The organism is Streptomyces jumonjinensis, from assembly GCF_009600885.1.
GTDB classification, from domain to species: domain Bacteria; phylum Actinomycetota; class Actinomycetes; order Streptomycetales; family Streptomycetaceae; genus Streptomyces; species Streptomyces jumonjinensis.
Genome location: NZ_VCLA01000104.1, coordinates 49,554 through 73,567 on the forward strand (window position 1 = coordinate 49,554; position 24,014 = coordinate 73,567).

The 24,014-nt window shown below is 72.6% G+C and carries 21 protein-coding genes; 11 read left to right on the top strand and 10 right to left on the bottom strand.

Features of this window, described 5'->3' with window-relative positions; all coding sequences use genetic code 11:
• The first annotated feature begins 77 nt into the window (after nt 1-77).
• Nucleotides 78-989, top strand: coding sequence for a spermidine synthase (locus FF041_RS11995; RefSeq protein WP_323391744.1), 912 nt, complete (start codon nt 78-80; stop codon nt 987-989).
• On the opposite strand, the gene FF041_RS12000 is transcribed toward FF041_RS11995, so the two are convergent.
• Both FF041_RS12000 and FF041_RS12005 read right to left on the bottom strand, forming a co-directional pair.
• Nucleotides 951-2,279 (bottom strand): MFS transporter, encoded by a 1,329-nt coding sequence (locus FF041_RS12000; RefSeq protein WP_398704007.1) that lies wholly within the window; start codon nt 2,277-2,279, stop codon nt 951-953. The genes FF041_RS11995 and FF041_RS12000 overlap by 39 nt on opposite strands.
• Before the next feature lie 164 nt (nt 2,280-2,443).
• Nucleotides 2,444-3,490 carry a hypothetical protein gene (locus FF041_RS12005; RefSeq protein ID WP_153522798.1) on the bottom strand — a complete coding sequence of 349 codons (1,047 nt, stop codon included), beginning with the start codon at nt 3,488-3,490 and terminating at the stop codon, nt 2,444-2,446.
• Between the two features lie 130 nt (nt 3,491-3,620).
• On the opposite strand from FF041_RS12005, the gene FF041_RS12010 reads away from it, so the two are divergent.
• The 3 genes from FF041_RS12010 to FF041_RS12020 all read left to right on the top strand — a co-directional run bounded on the left by FF041_RS12010 (nt 3,621) and on the right by FF041_RS12020 (nt 6,068).
• Nucleotides 3,621-4,058 carry a DUF4442 domain-containing protein gene (locus tag FF041_RS12010; protein ID WP_153480446.1) on the top strand — a complete coding sequence of 146 codons (438 nt, stop codon included), beginning with the start codon at nt 3,621-3,623 and terminating at the stop codon, nt 4,056-4,058.
• Nucleotides 4,059-4,120: 62 nt separating this feature from the next.
• Nucleotides 4,121-4,654: a gamma carbonic anhydrase family protein gene (locus tag FF041_RS12015; RefSeq protein ID WP_153522800.1), complete on the top strand. Its 534-nt coding sequence runs from the start codon at nt 4,121-4,123 to the stop codon at nt 4,652-4,654.
• Between the two features lie 187 nt (nt 4,655-4,841).
• A complete protein-coding gene (locus FF041_RS12020) occupies nt 4,842-6,068 on the top strand; it encodes a cytochrome P450 (protein ID WP_153522802.1) in 1,227 nt (408 codons plus the stop codon).
• A gap of 27 nt (nt 6,069-6,095) precedes the next feature.
• On the opposite strand, the gene FF041_RS12025 is transcribed toward FF041_RS12020, so the two are convergent.
• From FF041_RS12025 to FF041_RS12045, 5 genes are all read right to left on the bottom strand, one after another.
• Nucleotides 6,096-7,376, bottom strand: a complete 1,281-nt coding sequence (locus FF041_RS12025; protein WP_153522804.1) for a cytochrome P450 — start codon at nt 7,374-7,376, stop codon at nt 6,096-6,098.
• Nucleotides 7,373-7,987, bottom strand: coding sequence for a GTP-binding protein (locus FF041_RS12030; RefSeq protein WP_153480430.1), 615 nt, complete (start codon nt 7,985-7,987; stop codon nt 7,373-7,375). Before FF041_RS12030 ends, FF041_RS12025 begins: the two co-directional genes overlap by 4 nt.
• The gene (locus tag FF041_RS12035) at nt 7,968-8,327 is read right to left on the bottom strand and encodes a DUF742 domain-containing protein (RefSeq protein ID WP_153522806.1); all 360 of its coding nucleotides are present in this window, start codon (nt 8,325-8,327) and stop codon (nt 7,968-7,970) included. The genes FF041_RS12030 and FF041_RS12035 overlap by 20 nt, the downstream gene beginning before the upstream one ends.
• Nucleotides 8,324-8,743, bottom strand: a complete 420-nt coding sequence (locus FF041_RS12040) for a roadblock/LC7 domain-containing protein (protein ID WP_153480433.1) — start codon at nt 8,741-8,743, stop codon at nt 8,324-8,326. Before FF041_RS12040 ends, FF041_RS12035 begins: the two co-directional genes overlap by 4 nt.
• A gap of 182 nt (nt 8,744-8,925) precedes the next feature.
• Complete coding sequence (locus FF041_RS12045) at nt 8,926-10,701, bottom strand: ATP-binding protein (protein WP_153522808.1); 1,776 nt, start codon at nt 10,699-10,701, stop codon at nt 8,926-8,928.
• A 488-nt stretch (nt 10,702-11,189) separates the two neighbouring features.
• On the opposite strand from FF041_RS12045, the gene FF041_RS12050 reads away from it, so the two are divergent.
• Nucleotides 11,190-11,933, top strand: coding sequence for an acyltransferase (locus FF041_RS12050; RefSeq protein ID WP_323371027.1), 744 nt, complete (start codon nt 11,190-11,192; stop codon nt 11,931-11,933).
• Between the two features lie 62 nt (nt 11,934-11,995).
• On the opposite strand, the gene FF041_RS12055 is transcribed toward FF041_RS12050, so the two are convergent.
• Nucleotides 11,996-12,862: a DMT family transporter gene (locus FF041_RS12055; protein ID WP_153522810.1), complete on the bottom strand. Its 867-nt coding sequence runs from the start codon at nt 12,860-12,862 to the stop codon at nt 11,996-11,998.
• 87 nt (nt 12,863-12,949) lie between these two features.
• Between FF041_RS12055 and FF041_RS12060 the strand changes: the two genes are divergently transcribed.
• The 3 genes from FF041_RS12060 (at nt 12,950) to FF041_RS12070 (ending at nt 18,047) form a co-directional block, all read left to right on the top strand.
• The gene (locus tag FF041_RS12060) at nt 12,950-13,528 is read left to right on the top strand and encodes a helix-turn-helix domain-containing protein (RefSeq protein ID WP_323391746.1); all 579 of its coding nucleotides are present in this window, start codon (nt 12,950-12,952) and stop codon (nt 13,526-13,528) included.
• A gap of 184 nt (nt 13,529-13,712) precedes the next feature.
• Nucleotides 13,713-14,267 (top strand): YbaK/EbsC family protein, encoded by a 555-nt coding sequence (locus tag FF041_RS12065; protein ID WP_153522812.1) that lies wholly within the window; start codon nt 13,713-13,715, stop codon nt 14,265-14,267.
• 294 nt (nt 14,268-14,561) lie between these two features.
• On the top strand, nt 14,562-18,047 hold the full coding sequence (locus FF041_RS12070; protein WP_194291998.1) for a GDSL-type esterase/lipase family protein: 3,486 nt from the start codon (nt 14,562-14,564) through the stop codon (nt 18,045-18,047).
• A 69-nt stretch (nt 18,048-18,116) separates the two neighbouring features.
• Here the strand turns inward: FF041_RS12070 and FF041_RS12075 are convergent, their stop codons facing one another.
• Nucleotides 18,117-18,524 carry a CoA-binding protein gene (locus FF041_RS12075; RefSeq protein WP_153522814.1) on the bottom strand — a complete coding sequence of 136 codons (408 nt, stop codon included), beginning with the start codon at nt 18,522-18,524 and terminating at the stop codon, nt 18,117-18,119.
• Between the two features lie 62 nt (nt 18,525-18,586).
• Here FF041_RS12075 and FF041_RS12080 point away from each other — a divergent pair, with 62 nt between their 5' ends.
• Nucleotides 18,587-19,213 carry a YigZ family protein gene (locus FF041_RS12080; protein WP_153480442.1) on the top strand — a complete coding sequence of 209 codons (627 nt, stop codon included), beginning with the start codon at nt 18,587-18,589 and terminating at the stop codon, nt 19,211-19,213.
• A 71-nt stretch (nt 19,214-19,284) separates the two neighbouring features.
• Here FF041_RS12080 and FF041_RS12085 read toward each other — a convergent pair whose 3' ends face one another.
• Nucleotides 19,285-20,430, bottom strand: coding sequence for a YncE family protein (locus tag FF041_RS12085; RefSeq protein WP_153522815.1), 1,146 nt, complete (start codon nt 20,428-20,430; stop codon nt 19,285-19,287).
• Between the two features lie 524 nt (nt 20,431-20,954).
• On the opposite strand from FF041_RS12085, the gene FF041_RS12090 reads away from it, so the two are divergent.
• Complete coding sequence (locus FF041_RS12090; RefSeq protein WP_153522817.1) at nt 20,955-22,130, top strand: exonuclease SbcCD subunit D; 1,176 nt, start codon at nt 20,955-20,957, stop codon at nt 22,128-22,130.
• Between the two features lie 93 nt (nt 22,131-22,223).
• Nucleotides 22,224-24,014: SMC family ATPase (locus FF041_RS12095; protein WP_323391748.1), on the top strand; the 1,791-nt coding region annotated here is incomplete at its 3' end.

The following is a 24,014-nucleotide window of genomic DNA, read 5'->3' on the forward strand; positions in this document are numbered from 1 at the left end:
GCGAGGGGGGCGGGCCCGGCCCGCCCCCTCGGGACCCCGGGGCGGGCCGGGCCCGTGCCGCGTACGACAATGGACCCGTGGACGAGCCCGTACCCGTGACCAGGCCGATCGATTACGGCACCGCCAAGCTGATGCCCGACGTCGACCGGGCGCGGGCCTGGCTGCTGACCGTCGACGGCGCGCCCCAGTCGTATGTCGACCTCGACGCGCCCGCCCATCTGGAATTCGAGTATGTGCGCCGGCTCGCCCATGTCGTCGACGTCCACACCGCCGACGCCGACGCCCCGCTCGACGTGGTGCACCTCGGCGGCGGCGCGCTGACCCTGCCGCGCTATGTCTCGGCCACCCGCCCCGGCTCCCGGCAGCACGCCGTCGAGGCCGACCGCCGACTGCTCGCGCTGGTCCTGGCGGAGCTGCCGCTCCCCGACGGCTCCGGCATCGAGACATACGCCATGGACGCCCGGGACTGGATCGAACAGGCGCCCGCCGACTCGGCCGACATCATCGTCGCCGACGTCTTCGGCGGCATGGACGCCTCCGAGGGCACGGACGGTCCCGAGAGCGCCGACGGTCCCCGGAGCTCGCGCTCCGCGCGGGTCCCCGCCCGGTTCACCTCGGTCGAGTACGCCCGGGCCGCCGCCCGGGTGCTGCGCCCCGGCGGGGTCCACGCCGCCAATCTCGCCGACGGCACGCCCTTCGCCTTCGTCCGCTCCCAGCTCGCCACCTTCGCGACGGTCTTCACCGAGCTGGCCCTGATCGCCGAACCGGCCGTGCTGCGCGGACGGCGGTTCGGCAATGTGGTGCTGCTCGCCTCGGACGCCCCCCTCGACATCGCGGCCCTGACCCGCCGTGTCTCCGCCGACCCGTTCCCCGCCCGGGTGGAGCACGGGTCCGCGCTCACCCGGTTCACGGGCGCGGCGGCGCCGGTCACGGACCGGGACGCCCAGGGGTCACCCGAGCCGCCCGACGGCTCCTTCGGCATCGGCTGACCCGGCCGGCTCCTTGGCCGGGCCCGCGACGACGTTCCCGGTACGGTGCCTCAGATTCCGTACGTCGGGCACCAGCAGCACCAGCGCGGTCACCAGCACCACCAGCGCCGCGCACCCCCAGAGCGCCGTACCGCGCCCGAACGCGCTCTCGGCGGGACCGGCGAGCGCGGTCGCCACCGGCAGCATCGCCGTCGAGCCGAACCAGTCGTACGAGGAGACCCGGGAGAGCTTGTCCTCGGGGATCTCCTGATGGAGCGCCGTCATCCAGGTGACGCCGAACACCTCTATCGCCACTCCGCTGAGCAGCATCACCGCCGCGAGCCCTGTCACCGACAGCGGGGCCGCCAGCGCCGCCGACGGCGCGGCGAGCGGGAAGACGCAGATCGTCCCGGCGAGCAGCAGCCTCCGCGGCTTCCAGCGCATCATCAGCAGCGCGCCGAGCACGGTGCCGACGCCGAAGGCGGCGAGGGCCAGCCCCCAGGGGCGTGCCCCGCCCAGCTCGTCCCGGGCGACCAGCGGGCCGTAGACCCCCTCCGTCGCGCCGACGACGGCCACGACCACCGTGAACTGCACGATGATCGCCCAGAGCCAGGGTCTGCCGGCGACCTCCTGCCAGCCCTCGCGCATATCGGAGAGCAGCCCGCCGCCGGGCTTCCGGGGCGCGATATGGCCGACGTCGAGAAAGGCGCGGAGCGTGCCCGCGAGGGCGAAGGCCGCCGCGTCCACGGCCAGCACCCAGCCGGGACCCATCGCCGCGATCATCGCGCCGCCCAGGGCCGCGCCGCCGATGGCCGCGCCGTGCATGGCCATCCGGAAGAGCGCGAAGGCCCGGCTCACCTGCTCCCCGCTGACGCTGGAGAGCAGCATGCCCTCGGCGGCGGGGTTGAAGAACGCCTGGCCGGTGCCGCCGAGCGCGGTCAGCAGCATCATCTGCCACAGCTGTGGGTCGCCGGAGAGCACCAGGACGGCGAAGGCGGCCTGGGAGACGCAGTTGAGGGTGTTGGCGGCGACCATCACCCGGTGTCTGGGCAGCCGGTCGGCGACCGCGCCGCCGATCAGGAGGAAGAGGACGAGCGGGAGGGTGCGGGCCGCCGCGACCAGCCCCACGTCACCGGCGTCGCCACCGGTCTCGATCACCGCGAACGCCGCCGCGATCAGCGCGCCATGGCTGCCCAGATTGGTGAAGACGGCGGCGGCGGTCAGCAGGAGGTAGTTGCGGCCCGCCCACTCGGGGCGGTGTACGCGCTGAGGGCGCGGGGGGCCGGAGGGAGGGGCGGCGGGAGAGGTCACCTTCGGACTATGCCGCTGTCGCCGCGACTCTGCCAAACGAAATAGGGGGCGGGGAGGGGCTGATGGGCCGGGTCAACAGCCCACCGGAGCAGGGGTCAAGACCGGGCGCGGGCGAGGGCGCGGGCTCGGTGCCCCGCGCCCGGTGGCCCATGGCTCCTCCCGCGTCAGTCCGCCGGGCCGCTCGTCAGCCGGACCGTGCTCAGAATCCTCTCGATCGTCGCGTCCGGGATCTCGTCCGGCACGCCCTTGGCGGCGTACACGACCCAGGTTCTGAACTCTCCCGTGCCGTCCTCGAAGGTGAAGGCGACCGACTTGCCGTCGGTGGCGCACTTCGAGTCCTTCTCCACCCCGACCGCCGTCGCCGTCGCCATGCTGCCGCGCAGCCCCGACGCGGTGGTGTACGGCTTGGCCCGCGTGGTCCGGACCGTCCCCTTGGGCTCGGTCTGCGCATACGCGCCCCACACCCAGACGCCCGCTTCATCAGCGGCGGCGCTCCTGGTGTCCTTGGCGCCCTTGCCGCCCTTGGTCCCGGCCGTCGCCAGCCCCGAGGTCTCCGTCACCCCGTCCTTGTCGGCGTCGGCGGTGCACCACTCGGGCGTCAGATGCGCCGGGGCCGACATGGTGACCAGGGGAGCGCCGCCGCCCTTCTTCCGGTCCTCGATGAAGGTGCTGATGCCGGCGCCCGCGACCGTCCAGGACGCCGGCACATCGAACTGGGTGCCGTGCCTGGGGTTGGTGACGACCTTCCAGCCCGCGATCGTCGGCTTGCTGTCCTGCACACCGCGCGGATTCTCAGCCGGTGCGGCGGGGGCGTCGCCGGACTGCCCGGAGCCGGAGTGCCCGGAGCCGGACCGCCCGCCGGATTCGCCCGTACCGGGGACGCCGGCCTCCGACCCCTTGGAGCCGCTGCCGCCGGAGCCGTCCCCGCCGTCGCGGGAGACCACGACCCCGGTGACCACCGCGGTGGCGACCACGGCGACGGCGGCGACGATCGCGACCAGGGCCGTCTTCCTCCGCTCCGCACGCGGCGACGACTGCGGCGGCACGGCCTGCTGCTCCACGGTCGGCCCCGTATACGGGTTCGGCTGCTGGTAGCCCGGCTGAAGGTACGGGTTCGGCTGCTGCGGGCTTCCGTCCCCGGGTCGCCGAGGGCTCCCGTACCCCGGCTGCTGCGGGTCCCCGTACCCGGGCTGCTGCTGTCCTGGCCACATGGCGAGTAACCCTAGGGTGCCCGGTCACAGCCTTCACCGCCGCCCCGTCCCACACGGCCGTCAGCCTCTCCCGCCGGGATGGTCATCCGACCTACCCGTAGGTAACATCGCGGCCATGAGCGCTGATCAGATGTCCGTGGGCGACATGCTCGCCGCAACCGTCCCGATGGCAAGAACCCTCAATCTGGAGTTCCTGGAGACCACGGCCGAGCGCGCGGTGCTGCGCCTGCCGGACCAGGCCGACTTCCACAACCATGTGGGCGGTCCCCACGCGGGCGCGATGTTCACGCTCGCCGAGTCCGCCAGCGGCGCGATCGTCATCGCCGCCTTCGGCGACCAGATGGGCCGGGCCGTACCGCTCGCCGTCAAGGCCGAGATCGGCTACAAGAAGCTCGCGATGGGGGAGGTCACGGCGGTCGCCACCCTCGGCCGCCCGATCGCCGACGTGATCGCCGAACTCGACCGGGGCGAACGGCCCGAGTTCCCGGTGCACATCGAGATCCAGCGCGCGGACGGCGCGGTGACCGGCGAGATGTCGATCGTCTGGACCCTGCGCCCCCACTCCTGACCGGCGACTGGATAGGCTGCCCGGCGTGCGCCGCAGGGGGCGTGCGCCGGAAGGGGAGAGCGATGGCGGCAGAGGCATGGATCGCGGGCGTCGGCGGCAGGGAACCGGACATCGCCCCCGGAGCCTTCACCGCCCCGACCTCGGTCGTCATCGGCGACGTCACCCTGGCGGAGGGGGCCAGCGCCTGGTATCACACCGTGCTGCGCGCCGACTGCGGCCCCATCGTCATCGGCGCGGACTCCAACGTCCAGGACAACTGCACGGTCCATGTCGACCCCGGCTTCCCGGTGACCGTCGGCGAGCGGGTCACCGTCGGGCACAACGCGGTGCTCCACGGCTGCACCGTCGAGGACGACGTACTGATCGGCATGGGCGCCACCGTCCTCAACGGAGCGCATATCGGAGCAGGTTCACTGGTCGCGGCCCAGGCCCTGGTCCCGCAGGGCATGCGGGTTCCGCCGGGCTCGCTGGTGGCCGGGGTGCCCGCCAAGGTCAGACGCGAGCTGACCGAGGAGGAGCGCGCGGGCATCGCGCTCAACGCGACCATGTATCTGGAGCTGGTGAAGGCGCACCGCGAGGCGACCCCGAAGAGCTGAGCGGGCTCCATCAGGCCGCCGCCGGTGCCGAACCCGGGCCCGGCACCCGGCCCCGGCACCCGGCCTCCGCGCCGGATACACCGCCTCTCGGAGCTTCGGCAATCACATTCGGCCAAGATCCGTCTGTTCTGGCCGGTGAACGCTCAATACGTTGTGTGCGTCATCCGTCACAGCCGAGGGAGCGCACATGGTCACCCCCACCCAGATCCCCGACATCCTGTCGCCGGAGTTCGCCGAGAACCCCTATCCGGTGTACCGGGCCATGCGCGAGAGCGCCCCCCTCATCCGGCACGAGCCCACCGACAGCTATCTCATCTCCCGGTACGACGACGTCGAGCGCGCCTTCAAGGACAAGGCGTCCCACTTCACCACCGACAACTACGACTGGCAGGTCGAGCCGGTGCACGGCAAGACGATCCTCCAGCTCAGCGGACGGGAACACGCGGTACGGCGGGCCCTGGTCGCCCCCGCCTTCCGCGGCGACGATCTCCAGCGGAAGTTCCTCCCGGTCATCGAGCGCAACGCCCGGGAACTGATCGACGGCTTCCGGCGCACCGGCGGGACCGATCTGGTGGACTCCTTCGCCACCCGCTTCCCCGTCAACGTCATCGCCGACATGCTCGGCCTCGACAAGGCCGACCACGCGCGCTTCCACGGCTGGTACACCAGCGTCATCGCCTTCCTCGGCAATCTCGCCGGGGACCCGGAGATCGCCGCCGCGGGCGAGCGCACCCGCGCCGAGTTCGCCGCGTATATGTTCCCGCTGATCGAAGAGCGCCGCCGGAACCCCGGCGACGATCTGCTCTCCACCCTCTGCGCCGCCGAGATCGACGGGGTGCGGATGAGCGACGAGGACATCAAGGCGTTCTGCAGCCTGCTGCTCGCGGCGGGCGGCGAGACCACGGACAAGGCGATCGCCGCCCTCTTCGCCAATCTCCTCGCCCACCCCGAGCAGCTCGCGGCCGTACGGGAGGACCGCGGGCTGATCGACCGCGCGTTCGCGGAGACCCTGCGCTACACCCCGCCGGTCCAGATGATCATGCGGCAGACGGCGGTCGACGTCACGGTCAGCGGCGGCGTCATCCCCGCCGGGGCCACCGTCACCTGCCTGATCGGCGCGGCCAACCGCGACCCCGAGCGCTATCGCGAGCCCGACGCCTTCGACATCTTCCGCGACGATCTCGCCGCGACCACCGCGTTCTCCGCCGCCGCCGGTCATCTCGCGTTCGCGCTCGGCCGCCACTTCTGCGTCGGGGCGCTGCTCGCCAGGGCCGAGGTGGAGACCGCCGTCAATCAGCTTCTGGACGCCATGCCGGACCTGCGCCTCGCCGACGGCTTCGAACCGGTGGAGCGGGGGGTGTTCACCCGGGGGCCCGCGTCCCTGCCGGTGCGCTTCACTCCCGTACGAGGATGAGCCGCCGGGCGCGACCGGTCGCGGGGGTCACCGTACGACCGGGGTGAACCGCGCCGGCAGCGCGGTCAGCCCCCGCATCCAGATCGACGGACGCCAGGTCAGCTCCTCCGGCTCCACGGCGAGCACCGTGTCCGGCAGCCGCTCCAGCAGGGTCTCGATCGCCGTACGGGCGACGACGTCGGCCAGCAGCGGCGCCGGATAGGGGCAGCGGTGCTCGCCGTTGCTGAAGGACAGATGGGCGGAGTTCTCGGCGCCGATATGTCCCTCGGGCCAGATCTGCGGATCGGTGTTGGCCGCGGCGAGCCCCAGCACCAGACAGTCCCCGGCCCGGATCTGGCGTCCGCCGAGCTGGGTGTCGCGCACCGCCCACCGGCCGATGAAATTCTGGGTCGGCGTGTCCAGCCAGAGCACCTCGTTGAGCGCCTGGCCGACGCTCAGCCGGCCGCCCGAGACGTTCAGCGCGAAGCGGTCGTCGGTGAGCAGCAGCCGCAGGGTGTTGCAGATCCAGTTGGCGGTGGGCTGCTGGGCGGCGGCGATGACCGAGATCAGGTCCTGGACGATCTCGTCGTCCGTCAGCCCGGCCGGATGGGTGAGCATCCGCGAGGTGACGTCGGGGCCGGGCGCGGACCGCTTCTCCCGTACCAGCCGCTGGATGCGCTCCTGGACCCGGATGTACGCGGCCACCGGATCGTCGCCCTCGCCGGCGTCCAGCGAGATCCGCAGATCGGTCACCAGATCCTCGGTGTCCTCGCCGCCGGCCGGCATGCCGCACATCTGGACGGCCGCCCGCATCGGCAGGGCATGGGCGTACGACGACATCAGCTCGGCCCGGCCGCTCCCGGCGAAGCCGTCGATCAGCTGATCGGCGATGGAGCGGCACCACTGGGCCAGCTCGAACTGGTCGACCCCCTCAAGGGCCTGGGTGATCACCCCCGCCCGTCGCTGGTGCTCGGCGCCCTCGGTGAAGAGCACCGAGGGCTGATAGCCGACGAACGGCATCAGCGGCCAGTCCGGCGGGATGTCCGCCCACTGGTTCCAGCGCCGTGAGTCCCGGGCGAACAGCTCGTCATGGGCGGTGACATAGGTGACCTCGGCATAGCCGAGCACCAGCCAGGCGGGCACCCCGCCGTCGAGCAGGATCGGCGCGACCACCCCGTGCTCCCGGCGCATACTGCGATACAGCTCGGACGGCGTCTGCTGGTAGGCGAGACCGCTGAGGGGGACCGCTCCGCCGTGGGCGGGGCAGCCCGGCGGCGGCCCGCCGGCGGGACGGCGGACATCGGATCCGGTGGGACCGGCATCGGTCATGGTGTCATCTCCCTGGCCCTGGCCAGTTCATGAAGGTGGTCGACAAGACTGATCAGGACGTGTTTGCCGGATGAGCGGACCCGGGCGTCGCATTCGATCAGCGGCACCTGGGCCGGCAGCGACAGCGCCTGGCGGATCTCCTCCAGCGAGAAGACGGGATGGTCGCCGTCGAAGCGGTTGACCGCGACCACGAAGGGCGTCCGGTGGTGCTCCAGCCGGTCGATGGCGTACCAGGAGTCGCTCATCCGCCGGGTGTCCACCAGGACGACGGCTCCGAGCGTGCCGGAGAAGAGCCCGTCCCAGAGGAACCAGAACCGTTCCTGCCCGGGTGCGCCGAAGAGATAGAGGACCATACGGTCGTTGAGGCTGATCCGGCCGAAGTCGAAGGCGACCGTGGTCGTGGTCTTCGCGGTGAGACCGGCGGGATCGTCCACTCCGACGCCCGCCTGGGTCATCACCTCCTCGGTGTTCAGCGGGCGGATCTCGCTGACCGACCGGACCAGAGTGGTCTTGCCGACCCCGAAGCCGCCCACGACGACGATCTTCAGTCCGGTCTCGGCGGAGTCGGCCAGCGGGGTGCGGGCGGGCAGTTCAGAGATTGCGGAGTCCATGGAGCACCTCCTCCAAGAGGGTCGAGTCGGGCAGATCGACGTGCGAGCGCGCCACCCGGGGATGCCGGGCGGTGATCCGCCCCGTCGACAGCAGATCGCTCAGCAGAATCCGCACCACCGTGATCGGCAGTCTCAGCTCGGCCGAGATCTCCACGACCGCGATGGGGTGCCGGCAGAGTTCGAGGATCCGTACATGCTCCGACTGCATGCCGGGCGACGGCCGGCACTCGCTGACGACCAGGGTCACCAGGTCGAATTTCTCGTCGTCGGCACGGCTGCGGCCACCGGTGACGGTGTAGAGCCGGTCGGGATCGCCCAGGTCGACGGGGCGGCGCATCATGACAGCCGGGTCCCCGGCGGCGTAGCGCGCGGCTCGGCCCGCAGATGCTCGCCGATCTGCTCGACCAGCTCGGTCATCTGATGCCCCACGGCCCCCGGGTCGGCGCCGTCCTCCGCGATGACGGCCAGATGCGCCCCCGCGCCCGCCTCCACGATGAAGAGGAGCCCGCCGTGGAACTCCGTCATGGAGTGCCGCACGCCGCCGCTGCCGTTGCCGAACTCGACCGAGGCTCCCTGGGCCAGCGCCTGGATGCCCGAGCAGATCGCGGCGAGCTGATCGGCCTGGTCGAGGGTGAGATGAGGGGTCCAGCACAGCTTCAGGCCATCGCGGGAGAGCACCAGGGCGTGCCGGGTTCCCTGGGTTCGTTCGAGCAGGCTTTCCAGTAGCCAGGTCAGGCTGTTGTCCGTGGTCTGCATGGTCGGTGTGGGGCCGGTGTGGCCGGAGGGGTCCGGTCACCGGCCCGTGCCTCCTGTCTTCCGTTGCGTGGAGCGCGTATCGCGTCTGGCGCGTGGGGTGCGCCGGGTCTGTGCTGCGGTGAGCGGGCGGTCGTGGTCGCTCAGTCGTTCTCCCGGGCCTCGGCGGACCGGGCCTGGGCCGATCAGCCCTCTTCGGGGCGGGCGTCCGCCGGCCGGCCCTCCCGGTCCTTGCGCGCCCGGTGGAACGCGCCGAACTGCGTGCCCGCGTCCCGGGCGGGGGCGTCGGACGGGACGGCGGCACGGCCCTCCGGGCGGGTGCGGTCGGCGGCGGCCATGGTCCGTCCCGGGGGCCGTACGGGCAGCCCGTTCTCGGTGGCGCTCCGGGGCCCGGGCCCGCCGGGTGCGGGCAGCTCCCGCTCGGAGCCGGGCCACGGAGCGGAACGAGCCCCGCCCGCCGGGGATCGTTCCGCACCGTGGCCCGGCTGAATCCGTTCCTGAGTCCGTTCCTGAGTCTGTTCCTGAATCCGCTCCGCCGGGCGGGTCGCCGGGCCGGCCGCCGCATGCGCCGTCTTCGGCGCGGGACGGCTCGTCAGCTGCTCCGGAGCGATCCCGCGCGACTGGTGCAGCAGCTCCGGCGGCAGCAGCACCACGACCCCGGTGCCGCCCCGCGACGAGGGACGGAAGCTCACGCTCATGCGGTACTTGGCCGCCAGCAGGCCCACCACCACAAGCCCCAGCCGGGTGCTCCGGAGCGTGGCGAGGTCATGGCCCCGGCCCGACACCGCCTCCTCGGCACGCCGCATCGCGGCGTCCGCCATCTTCAGCCCGCTGTCCTCGATGGTGACGACCAGACCGGCCGCGCGCTCCTCGACATAGACATGGACCTCGTCGATGGGAGGGGAGAAGTTCGCGGCGTTGTCCATCAGCTCGGCGAGCAGATGCATCACGCCCTCGGCGGCGTAACCGGCGACCGCCGCGGTGCTGGAGGAGTGCAGCCGTACCCGCTGATAGGCGGCGATCCGGCCGACCGCGCCGCGCAGGATGGACTCCACGACGATCGGCTTGTTCCACGCCCGGCTCGCCCGGCCGCCCATCAGCAGCGCCAGCCGGTCGGTCAGCAGACCGAGCTGGGAGGTGTTGTGATCGAGCTTCAGCAGATCCCCGAACACCTCTTCGCTGTGACGATCCTGCATCTCTCTCAGATCGGCCAGCATGCTCACGGCCTTCGCCTGGACCCGGCTCAGCACCTTGGCGCTCGCGCCCCGCGCCGCCGCCGCGCGCCGCTCGCTGAAGGCGAACTCCCGCACGATCGAGTCGAGGGCCGCAGCCAGCCGGGCGTCCGCGGGCCGCTCCAGCTCGGCGAGCGCGGTGTCGGCGGAAGCGCCGCCGCGCAGCCGCTCGACGGCGGCGGGCAGGATCACCGCCGTGAGCCGCTCCAGCTCGGCGGCGGAGCGGGCGAGCCGCTGTCCGGCGTCGGCGCTCAGCGCCTCGGCGGCCACGGCCCTGCGCCCGGCGGTGGCCAACTCGCCGGCGAACAGCTCCAGCACCCGCCGCAGCTGGGGGTCCGAGGGCGGGGGAGCGGTGGCGAAGGCGGCCCCGGCGCTCTCGCCGTCGCGCAGCCGGTTGGCGACGGAGGGGAGGACGACATTCGCCAGATGCGCGGACTCGGCTCCCGTCCGGGCCGAGTGGGCCTGGAGCGAGCGCAGCTCGGCGTCGGCGGCGACGGCCGCGGAGCGCAGCCGTCGTACGGTCCGGGCGGTGACGAGGACCGTGACGGCCAGCCATGCCCAGGCCACCGCGACGGCGCCGGCGACCCAGGGCCGGGCCGGGTCCGGCGCCGCGGCCGACACCGCCCCGCCGGCCGCCGCGGCGGCTATGACCGAGGCCAGGGGGACGACGGGGAATCGCGGTCCGGCTGTACGTATCCTGCGCGGTCTGGGGGCGACTGGCACTGGCATTCGGTCCCTCGCTGCTCACGTCCGGGGGGTGCGGGACGGCTGACCGGAACACGTCGGCCGAACCGAACACATCCGCGAGCGATGAAAGTTGACGATGATCTTCCGCACGGATGTGGCGTTCATGCTAGTCATGCGGCGTGGGCCCAGGGCCCTGACCGGGCTCTGGGCCCACGGAACGGTGGACTTAGTCCCGAAGTCATCGCCTCGCGCGGGGGATCGTGATAATCGGCGAGTTCTTCAGGAACCCTTCGAGATCCCCCGGGAACAGCCCCGGAGGGCCGTGTTCCTGGGCGGAAGGCCGCGAAGGCGGGGACCATCGCTGCTCCCGGGGCGTCTGACGCCGTCTCCGAGCATCGGTTTTCAGTCATCCGCTCTCACCGTGAGACCGCCGGACCCTCACCGCGAGACCGCCGGACCCGCGGATCCTGGGGCGAACATCACAGCGGGGCGCTCCGATCGGTGCAGGTCGGGCCGGTTACCGTGAACACGTGCCCAGAAACGGAAACACGTTCTCATTCCTTGCCCGCTGGTGGCGGAGCGCGCTCAGCCGCGCCGTCCACCGGGGCTGGCGCTGGGTACGGGAGACGGGCGCGGTCACCGCCGAACGCCCCGGACCGCTGCGCTTCCGCCGGATCGGCCCCGGCACCCGGCTGGCCTTCCCGCAGGGCACCGTCTTCGGCGAGGCGTGGATCGAACTGGGCGACCACTGCGTCATCGGCGAGCAGGTCACCCTCACCGCGGGCATGATGCCCGGCCTCGATCTGGGCGCCGAGCCGATACTGACCCTGGGCGACGGGGTCGTCCTGGGGCGCGGCAGCCATGTCATCGCCGACACCCGGGTCGTCATCGGCTCGGACACCTACTGCGGCCCCCATGTCTACATCACCTCGACCAACCACAGTTACGACGATCCGCACCAGCCGATCGGCAGGCAGTGGCCGCGCACCGCGCCGGTGGAGATAGGCCCCGGCTGCTGGCTGGGCACCGGGGCGGTGGTGCTCCCCGGGGCGCGGCTGGGCCGCAATGTGGTGGTCGCGGCGGGAGCCGTCGTACGGGGAGAGGTGCCCGACCGCTGTGTGGTGGCGGGAGCCCCGGCCCGGGTGGTGCGCCGCTGGGACCCGGTCGACGGCTGGCAGCCCCCGCTGCGCACACCCCCTCCGGTGCCGCTGCCGGACGACATCACCCCGGAGCAGCTGCTGGCGCTGACGGAGTTGGAGAAGGGCGGAGGCTGATCGGCGCGTACCGGCGCGTACCGGCGCGTGCTTGTACGTACCGGCGCGTGCTTGCGCTCCGGTCAGCCGGTGGCGAGCAGTACCGTGCCCGCCAGGGCCAGCCCGGCCCCCGCCGCCTGGATCGCGCGCAGCCGTTCCCCGAGCAGGAGCAGCGCCGCCAGCACCGTCACCACCGGGTAGAGGTTCGCGAGCACGGCGGCGACGGCGACCGGGCCGTTCTGGGCGGCGATCGAGTAGGTGCCGTTGGCCGCGACGTCCGCCAGCGCCACGAAGGCGAGCGCCGGGAGCGAGAAGAGGATCACCCGGCTCCCGCCCTCCTCCGGGAGCACCCGGCCGCCCCGCCGCGCCGACGCGTACAGCGCCGCGCCGCCGACCGCGACATTGGTGAGGCGCTGGACGAACAGGGCGAGAAACAGCCCGGTGATCGTGGTGGACGCCGCCGCGATCAGGGCCATCACCGCGCCGAACCCGAAGGCCGCGACCAGGGTCAGCAAGATGGCCTGCCGCTGTACGGGGGCGCCGCGCAGCTCGGGGCCGCCCGCGAGGACGACGCCCGCCACCGCCACGCCGATCCCGGCGAACTGGAGGAGCCCGGGGCGCTCGCCGAGCAGCAGCCCGACGCCCACGGGCACCGCCACCCCGAGCGCCCCCAGCGGTGAGACGACGCCCATGGGGCCGAGCGCGAGCGCCTTGTAGAAGGAGAGCATCGCCACCGGTCCCACCACCCCCGCCCCCACCGCGTACCAGAGCTGCGGTCCGGCCTCCTGCCAGGCGCTGGTGGCGATCACGATCGCCCCGAGGACGACCACGGCGATCGACTGCGAGACCACGACGACCGTCAGCGCCGGGACGCGTCGGGTCAGCAGTCCGCCGCCGAAGTCGGCCAGCCCCCAGAGAAGACTGGTGGCCAGGGCGAGCAGTGCGGTCATGGTGGACCTCGCAGTACAGTGCAGTGAACGTTTAGAGCACCGTAGTGCAGTATCTTTGACTTTGTCATTCAATCTAATGGACGGAATGTGTCGGATCTCGATCAGCTCACCCAGTCGCTCGCCCGCAATCTCAAACGCTGGCGCGGCGAACGCGGGTTCACGCTCGATGCCCTCGCCGCCCGTGCGGGAGTCAGCCGGGGCATGATCATCCAGATTGAGCAGGCGCGTACCAATCCGAGCGTGGGGACCACGGTCAAGCTGGCCGACGCCCTCGGGGTCTCCATCACCACGCTTCTCGACCGCGAACAGGAGTCACGCGTCCGCGTCGTACCCCCCGGACAGGCGGTGCGGATGTGGTCCGCCTCCACCGGCAGCCACACCACCCTGCTGGTCGGCGCCGACCGGAGCGGACCGCTGGAGCTGTGGGAGTGGCGGCTGATGCCCGGGGACCGCAGCGAGTCCGACGCCCACTCCGAGGGCACGGTCGAGCTCATCCATGTGACCGGGGGAGAGCTCACCCTGGTCGTGGACGGCGAGTCCCACGCCGTCCCGGCGGGATCATCCGCCTCCTTCGAGGCCGACGCGCCTCACGCGTACCGCAATGACGGGGCGGTCACGGTCGAGATGACGATGGCGGTCTCGGTGCCGCCCGCGCGCCGGGTGTAGGGCCGCCCGCGGGCCGGGGCAGGGCCGGCGCAGGGCCGGGGGTAGAGCCGTCCGCGCCGGGTGCAGGGCCGTCCGCCGCGACGGACGGGCCCCGGACCGTGGCACCTCCCGTATAAATCGCCCTGCCCGCCCGGGATATGGGCGGCCCGGCGGCCGGGCGCGGGCCGCTGCTAGCGTGCCGCGTATGCGCGCACCCATCGGTTCTTTCGACAACGCCCGCCCGGCCGCCGACTGTCTCGAACTGCTCACCCCGCCGGTCGCCGCCGCCGTAGGCGGCTGGAGCGGGGACATCCCCGCCGATCAGCTGCTCTTCGTGGACACGGACCCGGCGATCGCCGACACCGCCGTCTTCACCGAGCGGCACGGGGCGGAACTGCTGGACCAGTCGGCCAACTGCGTGGTCGTGGCGGGCAGACGCGCCGGGGAGACGACGCTCGCCGCCTGTCTGGTGCTCTCCCGCGCCCGGGTGGACGTCAACGGGGCCGCCCGCCGCGAGCTGGGCGCGCGCAAGGCGTCGTTCGCGTCCATGGACACGGCCATGGCCGAGACGGGAATGGAGTACGGCGGCATCACCCCCATCGGACTGCCCGCCTCCTGGCCCCTGCTGGTGGACTCCGCGGTGGTCGACACCCCCTGGGTGCTCATCGGCAGCGGAAGCCGACGCGGCAAGCTCATCGTGCCCGGCAAGGTGTTCGCGGGCCTGCCGGGCGCGACGGTGCTGGAGGGGCTGGGGGTCTAGGGAGGGTCGTCAACGTAGCGTCGGGCACCCCCACCCGTGCCGCAAGGCGCAGAGGGACACCGGCAACTGACGACTCGGCAGCGGGTCTCCGTGCCCGGGATACAGATGCACGTACCATCAGTGCGGCCTGAGGTGTGGCTCAAAGGTGAGCCTCACCGCAGGCATTGTGCTGTCCAGCGGTAGCGCCCGTTGTGGGATGCCGCACGTGAAGAACCTCATCCATCGAGGAATCTGTTGCCACCTATATCTGAATACAGACCTGCCCGTCGTCTGCGACGGCGGATGCTCGGCGGGATGACCGCCGCTGCCGCTGTCGCGGCGGTCCTGGCCGTGCCCGGCCCGCCGGCCCCGGTGAACACCGCCGCCGCCCCGGCCCCGATCACCGCTCCAGCGGATCAGCAGCCCGTGTCGGCGGCGGAGAAGCCGGCCTCCGGCACAGAACGACCCCGGTCCGGTCAGCGGAAGGAGACGGCGTCGGCGCCCGCCGTCCCCGCGCGGAAGTCCGTCGCGCAGAAGGCGAAGTACGCCAAGGACACTGACGTCCCCGGCGACTTCACCTCCTGGGAGCAATTGTTCCGGGTGCAGGGGAAGATGAACGAGACCGCCCATGCGCTGGAGGACTCGGCGGGGCAGAAGCGCGGGCAGGGGTTCGCCGGTGTGATCGCCGCGCCGGAGAAGAAACGTCTCACCCTGTACTGGCGGGGTGCGCTGACACCGGCCGCCAAGGCCGCCATCGCGAGCAGCGCCACACCGGTGGTGGTCAAGCAGGCCCCCCATACGGAGAAGGAGTTGTCGCAGGTGTCGCCCCGGGTGGCGCGGCTGGCCGATTCCGCCGGGGTCCGGCTCACCGAGATCATCAGGCCGCAGGACGGGAGCGGACTGAAGGCGTCCGTGGAGGGTGGCGAGGCCGAGGCGGCCCGGCTGACGAAGGCCGTGACCGCGGCCGGCCTGGGCGTACCGGTGACCGTCACCGCTGGCGGAGAGGTCCCCACCAGCCTGGGCAGGAGGGACAACCCGGGACTCGGGGGCGCGCAGATGGTCACCCCGGTCTGTAGCACGGGGTTCGCCGTCAGATACGGGGGGAAGGACGCGATGCTGACCGCCGATCACTGCTTCCCCCGCGGCTACGGCGACGGCAGGCACTCCGTCGGCCCCGAAGGCCAGCCGAACGGCCCGGTCTTCGGAAGCCGGGTCTCGCCCAAGCGCTGGAACGACAAGAGACACGGATACGTCGACGTCGCCGTGCTGGACCAGAGCTACGGGACGGTGTACGAACCCAGCATCTGGACCGGCGGGAGGGCCGGCTATCCGGACACCACACAGCAGGCGGTCCCGGTGACCGCCGCGCAGAAGCCCGCGGAGGGGAACTGGGTCTGCCAGTCCGGCGCCCGTTCGGGCGAGGTGTGCAACATCAGGGTCACGGCTGCCGTCGACACCTACAGTGCCGATGTCACCGACAGCGAGGGCAACACGACGACAACGTTCTACGCGGGGGGCTGGCAGGCGAAGAAGCGGGTCACCGCGGGCGACTCCAGCACCATCGCGGCGCGGAGCGGCGACAGCGGCGGCCCCGTCGACTTCTCCGCGGGTGAGGACGCCGGGACCGGCAGCACGGTGACAGCGGCGGGCATCGTCTCGGCAGGTCTGGGCAAGCCCCTTACGTGTCAGACCGTCGGCACCGGAACCACCCGGTGCTTCAAAACGATGGTCTTCCTCGGGATCGACGAAGCACTCAACGCTCTCGACGGCGTCGTACCGACCGAACTGACGGTCACCGACTCCTGGGACCCCAGCGTCAGGAGGCTCGTGAACTTCAGGGGGGAGGAACCGAATCAGGGTCCGCCGGTCCAGCCCGAGCCCGACCTCCGCACCCAAGTGGTGAGCGAGAACGGAGTCGCGCTCGCCTACGATGCGACGAAAGACGGCTACGACGGCGTCATCCGGGGCAACGATCAGGCCGACTGGGAGATACATCAGGCGTCCGACGGCAGCTGGACGTTCCAGAACGTCGCCCACCCGAGCAACCTTCTCGCCTATCCCGATGGTTCGGGATTCCGGTTCGTCCCGGCGGGAGGTCCCTACTTCCAGCTCCGGCACGGGGATTCCTGTCTGGCGATCGAGCTGGTGATGGGCCCGACCAACATCGGAGACGTCTGGGAGGAAGGGTGCGACAGCGGCAAGAGCTCCCAGAGGCTCAAAATAGTGCCGCTGGGCGATGCCACGTCCGGCCCCCTGGAACCGGTGCCTCCCGTCGAGCGCGTCATCAAAGCCCCCGCCACGAAGCCCGCGCCCGGTCCCGGGCTCGCCGTGATGCCGCTGGGCGACTCGATCACCCTGGGTGTGGGCAGCACCACCCGTACCGGCTACCGGCCCCTGCTGGCACGCCGTCTCGCCGACACCACGGACGCACTGCGGTTCGTCGGCTCCATGCGGGACGCCGACGGCACCCGTCACGAGGGCCACTCGGGCTGGCGCATCGATCAGCTCCAGGCCAATATCGGGCCCTGGCTGACCGAGGCGAAACCCAATGTCGTGCTGCTGCACATCGGCACCAATGACATGGACCGCGACCATCAGGTGAGCACCGCGCCCCAGCGTCTGGGCGCTCTGATCGACCAGATCCACACGGCCTCGCCCGACACCGCGGTCGTCGTCGCCTCCCTCGTCCCCGCGACCGAACCCGCCGTCCAGGCCCGGGTCACCGCCTACAACCGGGCGATCCCCGGCATCGTCGCGGACCGGGCCGCCAGGGGCTACCGGATCACCCAGGTCAGCATGGACAGCCTCACCACCGCCGACCGCAACGACACCCTCCATCCCAACAACTCCGGCTACGAGAAGATGGCCGAATCCTTCCTCGGCGGCATCGCGACCCTCTCCCGTAACGGCTGGATCAAAGAGAAGATCGACGTCAAGCCCCTTCCGCCCCAGCAGCCCGCCACCGCCGGCGACTACGACGTCGACATCGACGGCGACGGCCGGGCCGACTATCTCGTCGTCGACGACAACGGCGCCGTCCGCGCCTACACCAACACCGCGGGCGCCAACGGCACCGTCAAGTGGACCGACCAGGGCTATATCGCCTCCGGCTCGGCGACCTGGACCGGCAGTCAGGTCCGTTTCGCGGACATCGGCGGCGACGCCCGGGCCGACTATCTCGTCGTCGAGCCCAACGGCGCGACCCGCGCCTTCGTCAACACGGGCGGCGACGGCCGCGGCGGATGGCAGTACCAGGGCTATATCGCCTCCGGTTCCGCCGCCTGGACCGGCGACCGGGTCCGCTTCGGCGACCTTGGCGGCGACGCCCGCGCCGACTATCTGATCGTCGAGCCCAACGGGGCCACCCGTGCCTTCCTCACCACCACCAACGCCACCACCGGCGCCGTCAAGCTGGTCGACCAGGGCGTCATCGCGTCCGGCTCCGCCGCCTGGACCGGCGATCAGATCCGTTTCGCGGACATCGGCGGCGACGCCCGCGCCGACTATCTGATCGTCGAGCCCAATGGAGCCACCCGCGCCTTCGTCAACACGGGCGGAAACGGCCGCGGCGGATGGGACGACCGCGGCACCGTCGCCTCCGGCTCCACCACCTGGACCGGCAGCCAGGTCCGCTTCGCGGACATCGGCGGCGACGGCCGGGCCGACTATCTGATCGTCGAGCCCAACGGCGCCATCCGCGCCTTCACCAACACCAGCACCCCCACCGGTCCCGTCAAGTGGACCGACCAGGGCGTCATCGCCACCGGTACGGGAGCGCCCAGCAGCCGGATCCGTATCTAGCACGGTTCGGCCGTTGACGCGGGGAGAAGCTTCCAGCACCACGGAGAGCTTCTCCCCGCGCGTCAGACTCTAGGCCCGAGCGCCGATCTCGATCGCGGGGCAGCGGTCCATCACCATGTCGAGTCCGGCCGCGCGGGTCCGTGCGTACGCCTCCTCGTCGATCACACCGAGCTGGAACCAGACCGCCTTCGCGCCGATCGCCACCGCCTCGTCCGCGACCGCGCCGGCGAGGTCGGAGTTGACGAAGACATCGACCACGTCGACGGCGAAGGGGATGTCCGCGAGCGAGGCGTACCCCCGCTCGCCGTGGACCGTCTCGGCCTTGGGGTGCACCGGCACCACGCGTTTGCCGAAGCTCTTGAGGACCCGCGCCACGCCGTACGCCGCCCGCGACTCGTTGTCGGACAGGCCCACCACCGCCCAGGTGTCGCCCGTCGAGGTCAGAATTCTGTCGATCGTCTCCGTGTCCGCGTACATGCCAGCGACAACGGACGACCCGCGCGGAGCATTCCCCCGTGGGAGCCGCATAGGGTGGACGGATGCAGGACCAGTACCGGACGGTCGCCCACGAGGGTGTGCACGAGACAGAGATCAGCAGATCGCGCTTCATCTGCGCGCTCGCACCCGCCGCCACCGAGGAGGAGGCGCAGGCGTTCGTCGCGCGGATCCGCAAGGAGCACCCGACCGCCACTCACAACTGCTTCGCCTATGTCATCGGGGCCGACGCCTCGGTGCAGAAGGCGAGCGACGACGGCGAGCCCGGCGGCACCGCCGGAGTGCCGATGCTCCAGATGTTGATGCGGCGTGAGATCCGCTATGCCGTGGCCGTGGTCACCCGGTACTACGGGGGTGTGAAGCTCGGCGCGGGCGGGCTGATCCGGGCGTACGGAGGTGTGGTCGGCGAAGCCCTGGACGAGCTCGGCACGCTCACCCGGCAGCGGTTCAGGATCGCCGTCGTCACCGTCGACATCCAGCGCGCGGGACGGCTGGAGAACGATCTGCGGGCGACCGGGCGCACCGTGCGCGAGGTGCGGTACGCGGAGCGGGTGACCATCGAGATCGGGCTGCCGGACGCGGAGGTGGACGCCTTCCGCCGGTGGCTGGCCAATGCCACGGCGGGCACCGCCGGGTTCGAGCTGGGCGGCGAGGCGTACGGCGACGCCTGAGCCGCGCCGCGGGGCACGGGAACATCGGATCTCCTCCCGGCCCTCCCCTCCTCCCGGCTCTCCCCCTCGGCTCAGCCGCCGGAGAGCACCGCGATGCCCAGGGGACGCGTACCGCCGGGCAGCCGTCGTGTCGTGCCCTCGCGCAGATCCACCACCGTGATCCCGTCCCAGAAGCCGTCCCGGGTGAAACCGCCGGTGACATAGGCGCTGCGCCCGTCCCGTGAGACGGCGACGTCCTCGTGGGGCCCGTCGAGCGGCACCACGCGCTCCGTGCCGTTCCGGGCGCGGATGGTGAGCGACGCGCTCTCGTCGGCGGAGCCGATCGGGCCGGTGCCGACCACCAGGAGGGTCCCGTCCGGGGTGAGGGCCGCTCCGTGCTGGTGGGTGTCGGCGGTCATCTTCTCGATGGTGACCCTGCCGGTGTCCGGGTCGAGCACCGCCAGCCGCTCGCCCTCGAAGGGGAGCAGCAGCCGCCCGTCCGCCCGGACGGCCGCGTAGTGCGGTTTGAGCCAGGAGCCGAGGCCGCCCTCGGTGCCGTAGGGGGCGACCTGGTGGCGGCGGGCGGCCAGGGTGTCCGCGCGGACGGCGGTGACGTCGAACGAGTCGTGATTGGTGACGTACACCTCGCTCCCGTCCCGGTCCACGTCGACGTCGAAGGGCCTGCGTCCGACCGGGACGGCGTCGGTGACCTCGCGGGTCGCGGTGTCCACGATCTCCAGTACGCCCGGACCGTCCGGCACGTTGACGCCGACATAGACCCGCTCGCCGTCGGGGGAGAGCGCGATGCCCATCCCGCCGCCCCGGTACTCGCCCTCGGAGACGGGCCCGGTCCCGGTGCGGTACGGGACCCGGCCCAGGCTCTTCCGGGTGCGGGTGTCCACGATCGCGACGCCTTCGGCGGTGGCGACCCAGGCCCGGCCGTCCGCCCCGACGACCAGCCCGTAGGGCGCGGTGCCGACGCGTACGGAGGCGAAGGGGCCGCGCTCGGGGTGGAGGAAGGTGACGGTGTCGCCGCCGAAGTCGGTGACCAGGAGCGTGCCCGGGGCGGTGGGCCGGCCGGGGTCGCGATCCGTCGGCGCGGGCTCGGCGGTGCGCGCCGGGGCGGAGGTCCGGGCCGGAGCGGCGTCCCGGTCCTCCCCGCCGGGCCGGGGGTCCCCGCCACAGCCGGCGAGGACCAGGGCCGCCACCGGCGCGAGCAGCAGCGCCCGGCGGTTCATCGCGCACCCCGCGACAGGTCCGGGGTCTCCCGGCGGCCACGGCGTCCGGCGGGCTGAAGCGGGATGGACCCCTCCGGGGCCGGCGGCGGGCCCGTACGGGTACGGGACTCGGCTGCCGTCGATCGGCGGCGGACGGAACTCACGGGCGTACTCCCCACGGCGGTGGAAGATCTTCGGGTACGGGGAAGGCCGCCGGGCCCTGCGGCTCTCCCGCGCTGGACCCCCATCCTCCGCTACCGGCGCGGGCCGGCCCGTCCGCGCACCGGCCGGGATCGGCGAGCGCGATGGGGGACACCGGGGTCGGCCGAACGGCTGACGCGCCCGTCCCGGTTTCCCTGTCCCCGGGCCCGTCCCCGTCTCCCCGCGTCCGGCCCGCGCCTGGCTCGCGCCCGGGGAAACGGAGACGGATGAGGGACCGGGGGGCCATCGGCGTTAGCGTGGTGGCTGCCGATGGCGGCCCCGTGGCGGGCGGGCCCCGGGAACCAGCGGCAGAGAAAGGGAAACATGCAGGTCGGAGCTGTCTCTTGAGAATTCTCCACACATCGGACTGGCATCTGGGACGGTCGCTGCACCGGGTCAGCATGCTGACGGCCCAGTCCGTCTTTCTCGATCATCTGGTGACGACGGTCCGCGAGCGCGAGGTGGACGCCGTGCTGGTGGCGGGAGACGTCTACGACCGCGCCGTACCGCCGCTCGCCGCCGTGGAGCTCTTCGACCGGGCGCTGCACCGGCTCGCCGCCGAGGGCGTGCCCACCGTGATGATCTCCGGGAACCATGACTCGGCACGCCGGCTCGGCGTGGGGGCCGGGCTGATCGAGCGTGCCGGAATCCATCTCCGTACCGACCCCGCGCGGTGCCATGTCCCCGTCGTCCTCGCAGACGGACACGGCGATGTGGCCTTCTACGGACTGCCCTATCTGGAACCCGCGCTGGTGAAGGACGAATTCCGGACCGAGCGGGTCCGCCATGAGGCGGTCATCGGCGCGGCGATGGACCGGGTCCGGGCCGATCTCGCGTCCCGCGCGACCGCCACCCGCTCCGTCGTCCTCGCCCATGCCTTCGTCGCGGGCGGCGAGCCGAGCGACAGCGAGCGGGACATCACCGTCGGCGGGGTCGCCGCCGTGCCCTCGGGGATCTTCCACGGTGTGGACTATGTCGCGCTCGGACATCTGCACGGCTGCCAGACCATCACCGAGCGGATCCGCTACTCCGGCTCCCCCCTCGCCTACTCGTTCTCCGAGGCCGCCCACCGAAAGACCATGTGGCTCATCGACCTCGGCCCCGGTGGAGAGGTGGCCGCCGAGCGGGTGGGCGTGCCCGTGCCCCGGCCGCTGGCCCGGCTGCGCGGCAGCCTCGAAGAGCTGCTCGGCGATCCCTCGCTCGACCGGCACGAGGGGTCCTTCGTGGAGGCCGCCCTCACCGACCCGGTCCGCCCGGCCGAGCCGATGGCCCGGCTCGCGGAACGCTTTCCGCATGTGCTGAGCCTGCTCTTCGAACCCGAGCGCACGGACGGCGACGACGCCCCGGTGTCGTACGCCCAGCGGCTGGCGGGGCGGAGCGAGCAGCAGATCGCCGAGGACTTCGTCGCGCATGTGCGCGGCGGCGGGCCCGATGGGCGGGAACGCGCGGTGCTGCGGGACGCGTTCGACGAGGTACGGGTGGAAGACGCGGTACACGAGGGGGCGGGGCGGCATGGGTGACGAATCCATGGGGCTGGGTGGCCGGTCCACGGGGATGGGCGACGGGTCCGTGAAGACGGGCGACCGGACCATAGGGACGCGCGAGGTGGCCGGGTGAGGCTGCACCGGCTGAGCGTCAGCGCCTTCGGGCCGTTCGGAGCCGCTCAGGACATCGACTTCGACGCGCTGTCCGGCGGCGGGATCTTTCTGCTCCACGGGCCGACCGGCGCGGGCAAGACCTCCGTGCTCGACGCCGTCTGCTTCGCCCTGTACGGGGCCGTGCCCGGCGCGCGGCAGAGCCCCGGGGCGTCCCTGCGCAGCGACCACGCGGAGAGCGGCGTCCGCACCGAGGTGCTGCTGGAGCTGACGGCCGGCGGCCGGCGGCTGGAGATCGTCCGCAGCCCCGCCCAGCCGCGCCCCAAGAAGAACGGCAAGGGCTTCACCACCGAGCGGGCCCAGAGCCGGCTGCGCGAATGGGACGCGGGCAGCGCCGCCTGGAAGGCGCTGAGCACATCCCATCAGGAGATCGGCGAGGAGCTCGCTCAGCTCGTCGGGATGAGCCGTGACCAGTTCTGCCAGGTGGTGCTCCTGCCGCAGGGGGACTTCGCCCGCTTTCTGCGCGCCGACGCGGAGGCCCGGGGCAGGCTCCTCGGCCGGCTCTTCGACACCCGCCGCTTCGCGGCCGTCGAGGAGCGTCTCGCCGAGCGGCGGCGGCAGGCCGAGGCCCGGGTGCGGGCCGGGGACGAGCGGCTGCTGGAGCTGGCGCACCGGATGGAGCAGGCGGCGGGCCCGGTGGCCGGGGACGCGCCGCCGCCCCGGCAGCAGCCCGGGGACCCGGGCCTCGCCGACGCCGTCGGCTCATGGGCCGCCGTCGCCCGCTCGGGCGCGTACGAGCGCCGGGACATCGCCTCTCTCGCACTCTCGACGGCCGAGCGCCGGGAGACCTTGGCACGGGAGAGGCTCGACGCCGAACGGGAGCTCGCCAGGCTTCAGCAGCGGTACGAGGACGCCGAGCGCCGCCGCCGGACGCTGGAGGAACGGCGGCCCGAGTACGAGGCGCTCTGCGCCCTGTTGGAGCGCGCCCGCAAGGCGGAGCGGGTGGCCCCCGCGCTCGGACTGCGGGAGGACGCCGAACGCGATCACCGCGCCGCGACCGCGGCCCGGGACCGGGTGTTCGCCCAGCTCCCGGCCGACCTCCGGGAGGCGGGTGCGGAGCAGCTCCTGGAGCTGGAGCGCAGGCTCCGGCAGGACCTGGGCGGACTGGAGTCCGCGCGCCGGGCGGAACGGCGCGTCGAGGAGATCGTCCGTGAGCGGGCCGGGCTGGACCGGCAGGCCCGGGCGGACGACGGTGTTCTCGCGGAGGCGGAGGGCTGGCTGGCGGGCTGGGAGGCCCTGCGCCATGAGCACCGCGAGCGCATCGAGGCAGCCCGGGACGCGGCGACCCGCGCCGAACATCTCGCGGGCCGGCTGGAGACCGCCCGCGAACGGCTCGGCGCGGCACGCGAACGCGACCGGCTGACCGGACGGGCCCGGGAGGCCGGCGAGGCGCTGCGGGCGGCCCGGGACCGGGCGGGCGCGGCCCGGGAGAACTGGCTCGATCTGAAGGAACGCCGGCTGCGCGGCATCGCGGCGGAGCTGGCCGCGTCGCTGGCCGAGGGGGAGCCGTGCGCGGTCTGCGGATCGTCCGAGCACCCGGCTCCCGCGAGCGCGGACGCCGCTCATGTCGCGCCCGCCGAGGAGGACGCGGCGTACGAGGAGTTCACGCGCGCCGACCGCGCGCGTTCCGCGGCCGAACGCGAACGGGCGGTCGTCGAGGAGTCCCTGGCTTCCGCGCGCGCCCGCGCCCGGGAGGCGGGCGCGATGCCCGGTGCCGGGACGGAGTCGGTGCCGGCCCCGGCTTCGGCC

Coding starts and splice junctions, on each gene's coding strand:
- FF041_RS12005 (WP_153522798.1), bottom strand. CDS start 3,490: ATGTGGCCAGGACAGCAGCAGCCCGGGTACGGGGACCCGCAGCAGCCG.
- FF041_RS12010 (WP_153480446.1), top strand. CDS start 3,621: ATGTCCGTGGGCGACATGCTCGCCGCAACCGTCCCGATGGCAAGAACC.
- FF041_RS12015 (WP_153522800.1), top strand. CDS start 4,121: ATGGCGGCAGAGGCATGGATCGCGGGCGTCGGCGGCAGGGAACCGGAC.
- FF041_RS12020 (WP_153522802.1), top strand. CDS start 4,842: ATGGTCACCCCCACCCAGATCCCCGACATCCTGTCGCCGGAGTTCGCC.
- FF041_RS12025 (WP_153522804.1), bottom strand. CDS start 7,376: ATGACCGATGCCGGTCCCACCGGATCCGATGTCCGCCGTCCCGCCGGC.
- FF041_RS12030 (WP_153480430.1), bottom strand. CDS start 7,987: ATGGACTCCGCAATCTCTGAACTGCCCGCCCGCACCCCGCTGGCCGAC.
- FF041_RS12035 (WP_153522806.1), bottom strand. CDS start 8,327: ATGATGCGCCGCCCCGTCGACCTGGGCGATCCCGACCGGCTCTACACC.
- FF041_RS12040 (WP_153480433.1), bottom strand. CDS start 8,743: ATGCAGACCACGGACAACAGCCTGACCTGGCTACTGGAAAGCCTGCTC.
- FF041_RS12045 (WP_153522808.1), bottom strand. CDS start 10,701: ATGCCAGTGCCAGTCGCCCCCAGACCGCGCAGGATACGTACAGCCGGA.
- FF041_RS12055 (WP_153522810.1), bottom strand. CDS start 12,862: ATGACCGCACTGCTCGCCCTGGCCACCAGTCTTCTCTGGGGGCTGGCC.
- FF041_RS12065 (WP_153522812.1), top strand. CDS start 13,713: ATGCGCGCACCCATCGGTTCTTTCGACAACGCCCGCCCGGCCGCCGAC.
- FF041_RS12070 (WP_194291998.1), top strand. CDS start 14,562: ATGACCGCCGCTGCCGCTGTCGCGGCGGTCCTGGCCGTGCCCGGCCCG.
- FF041_RS12075 (WP_153522814.1), bottom strand. CDS start 18,524: ATGTACGCGGACACGGAGACGATCGACAGAATTCTGACCTCGACGGGC.
- FF041_RS12080 (WP_153480442.1), top strand. CDS start 18,587: ATGCAGGACCAGTACCGGACGGTCGCCCACGAGGGTGTGCACGAGACA.
- FF041_RS12085 (WP_153522815.1), bottom strand. CDS start 20,430: ATGAACCGCCGGGCGCTGCTGCTCGCGCCGGTGGCGGCCCTGGTCCTC.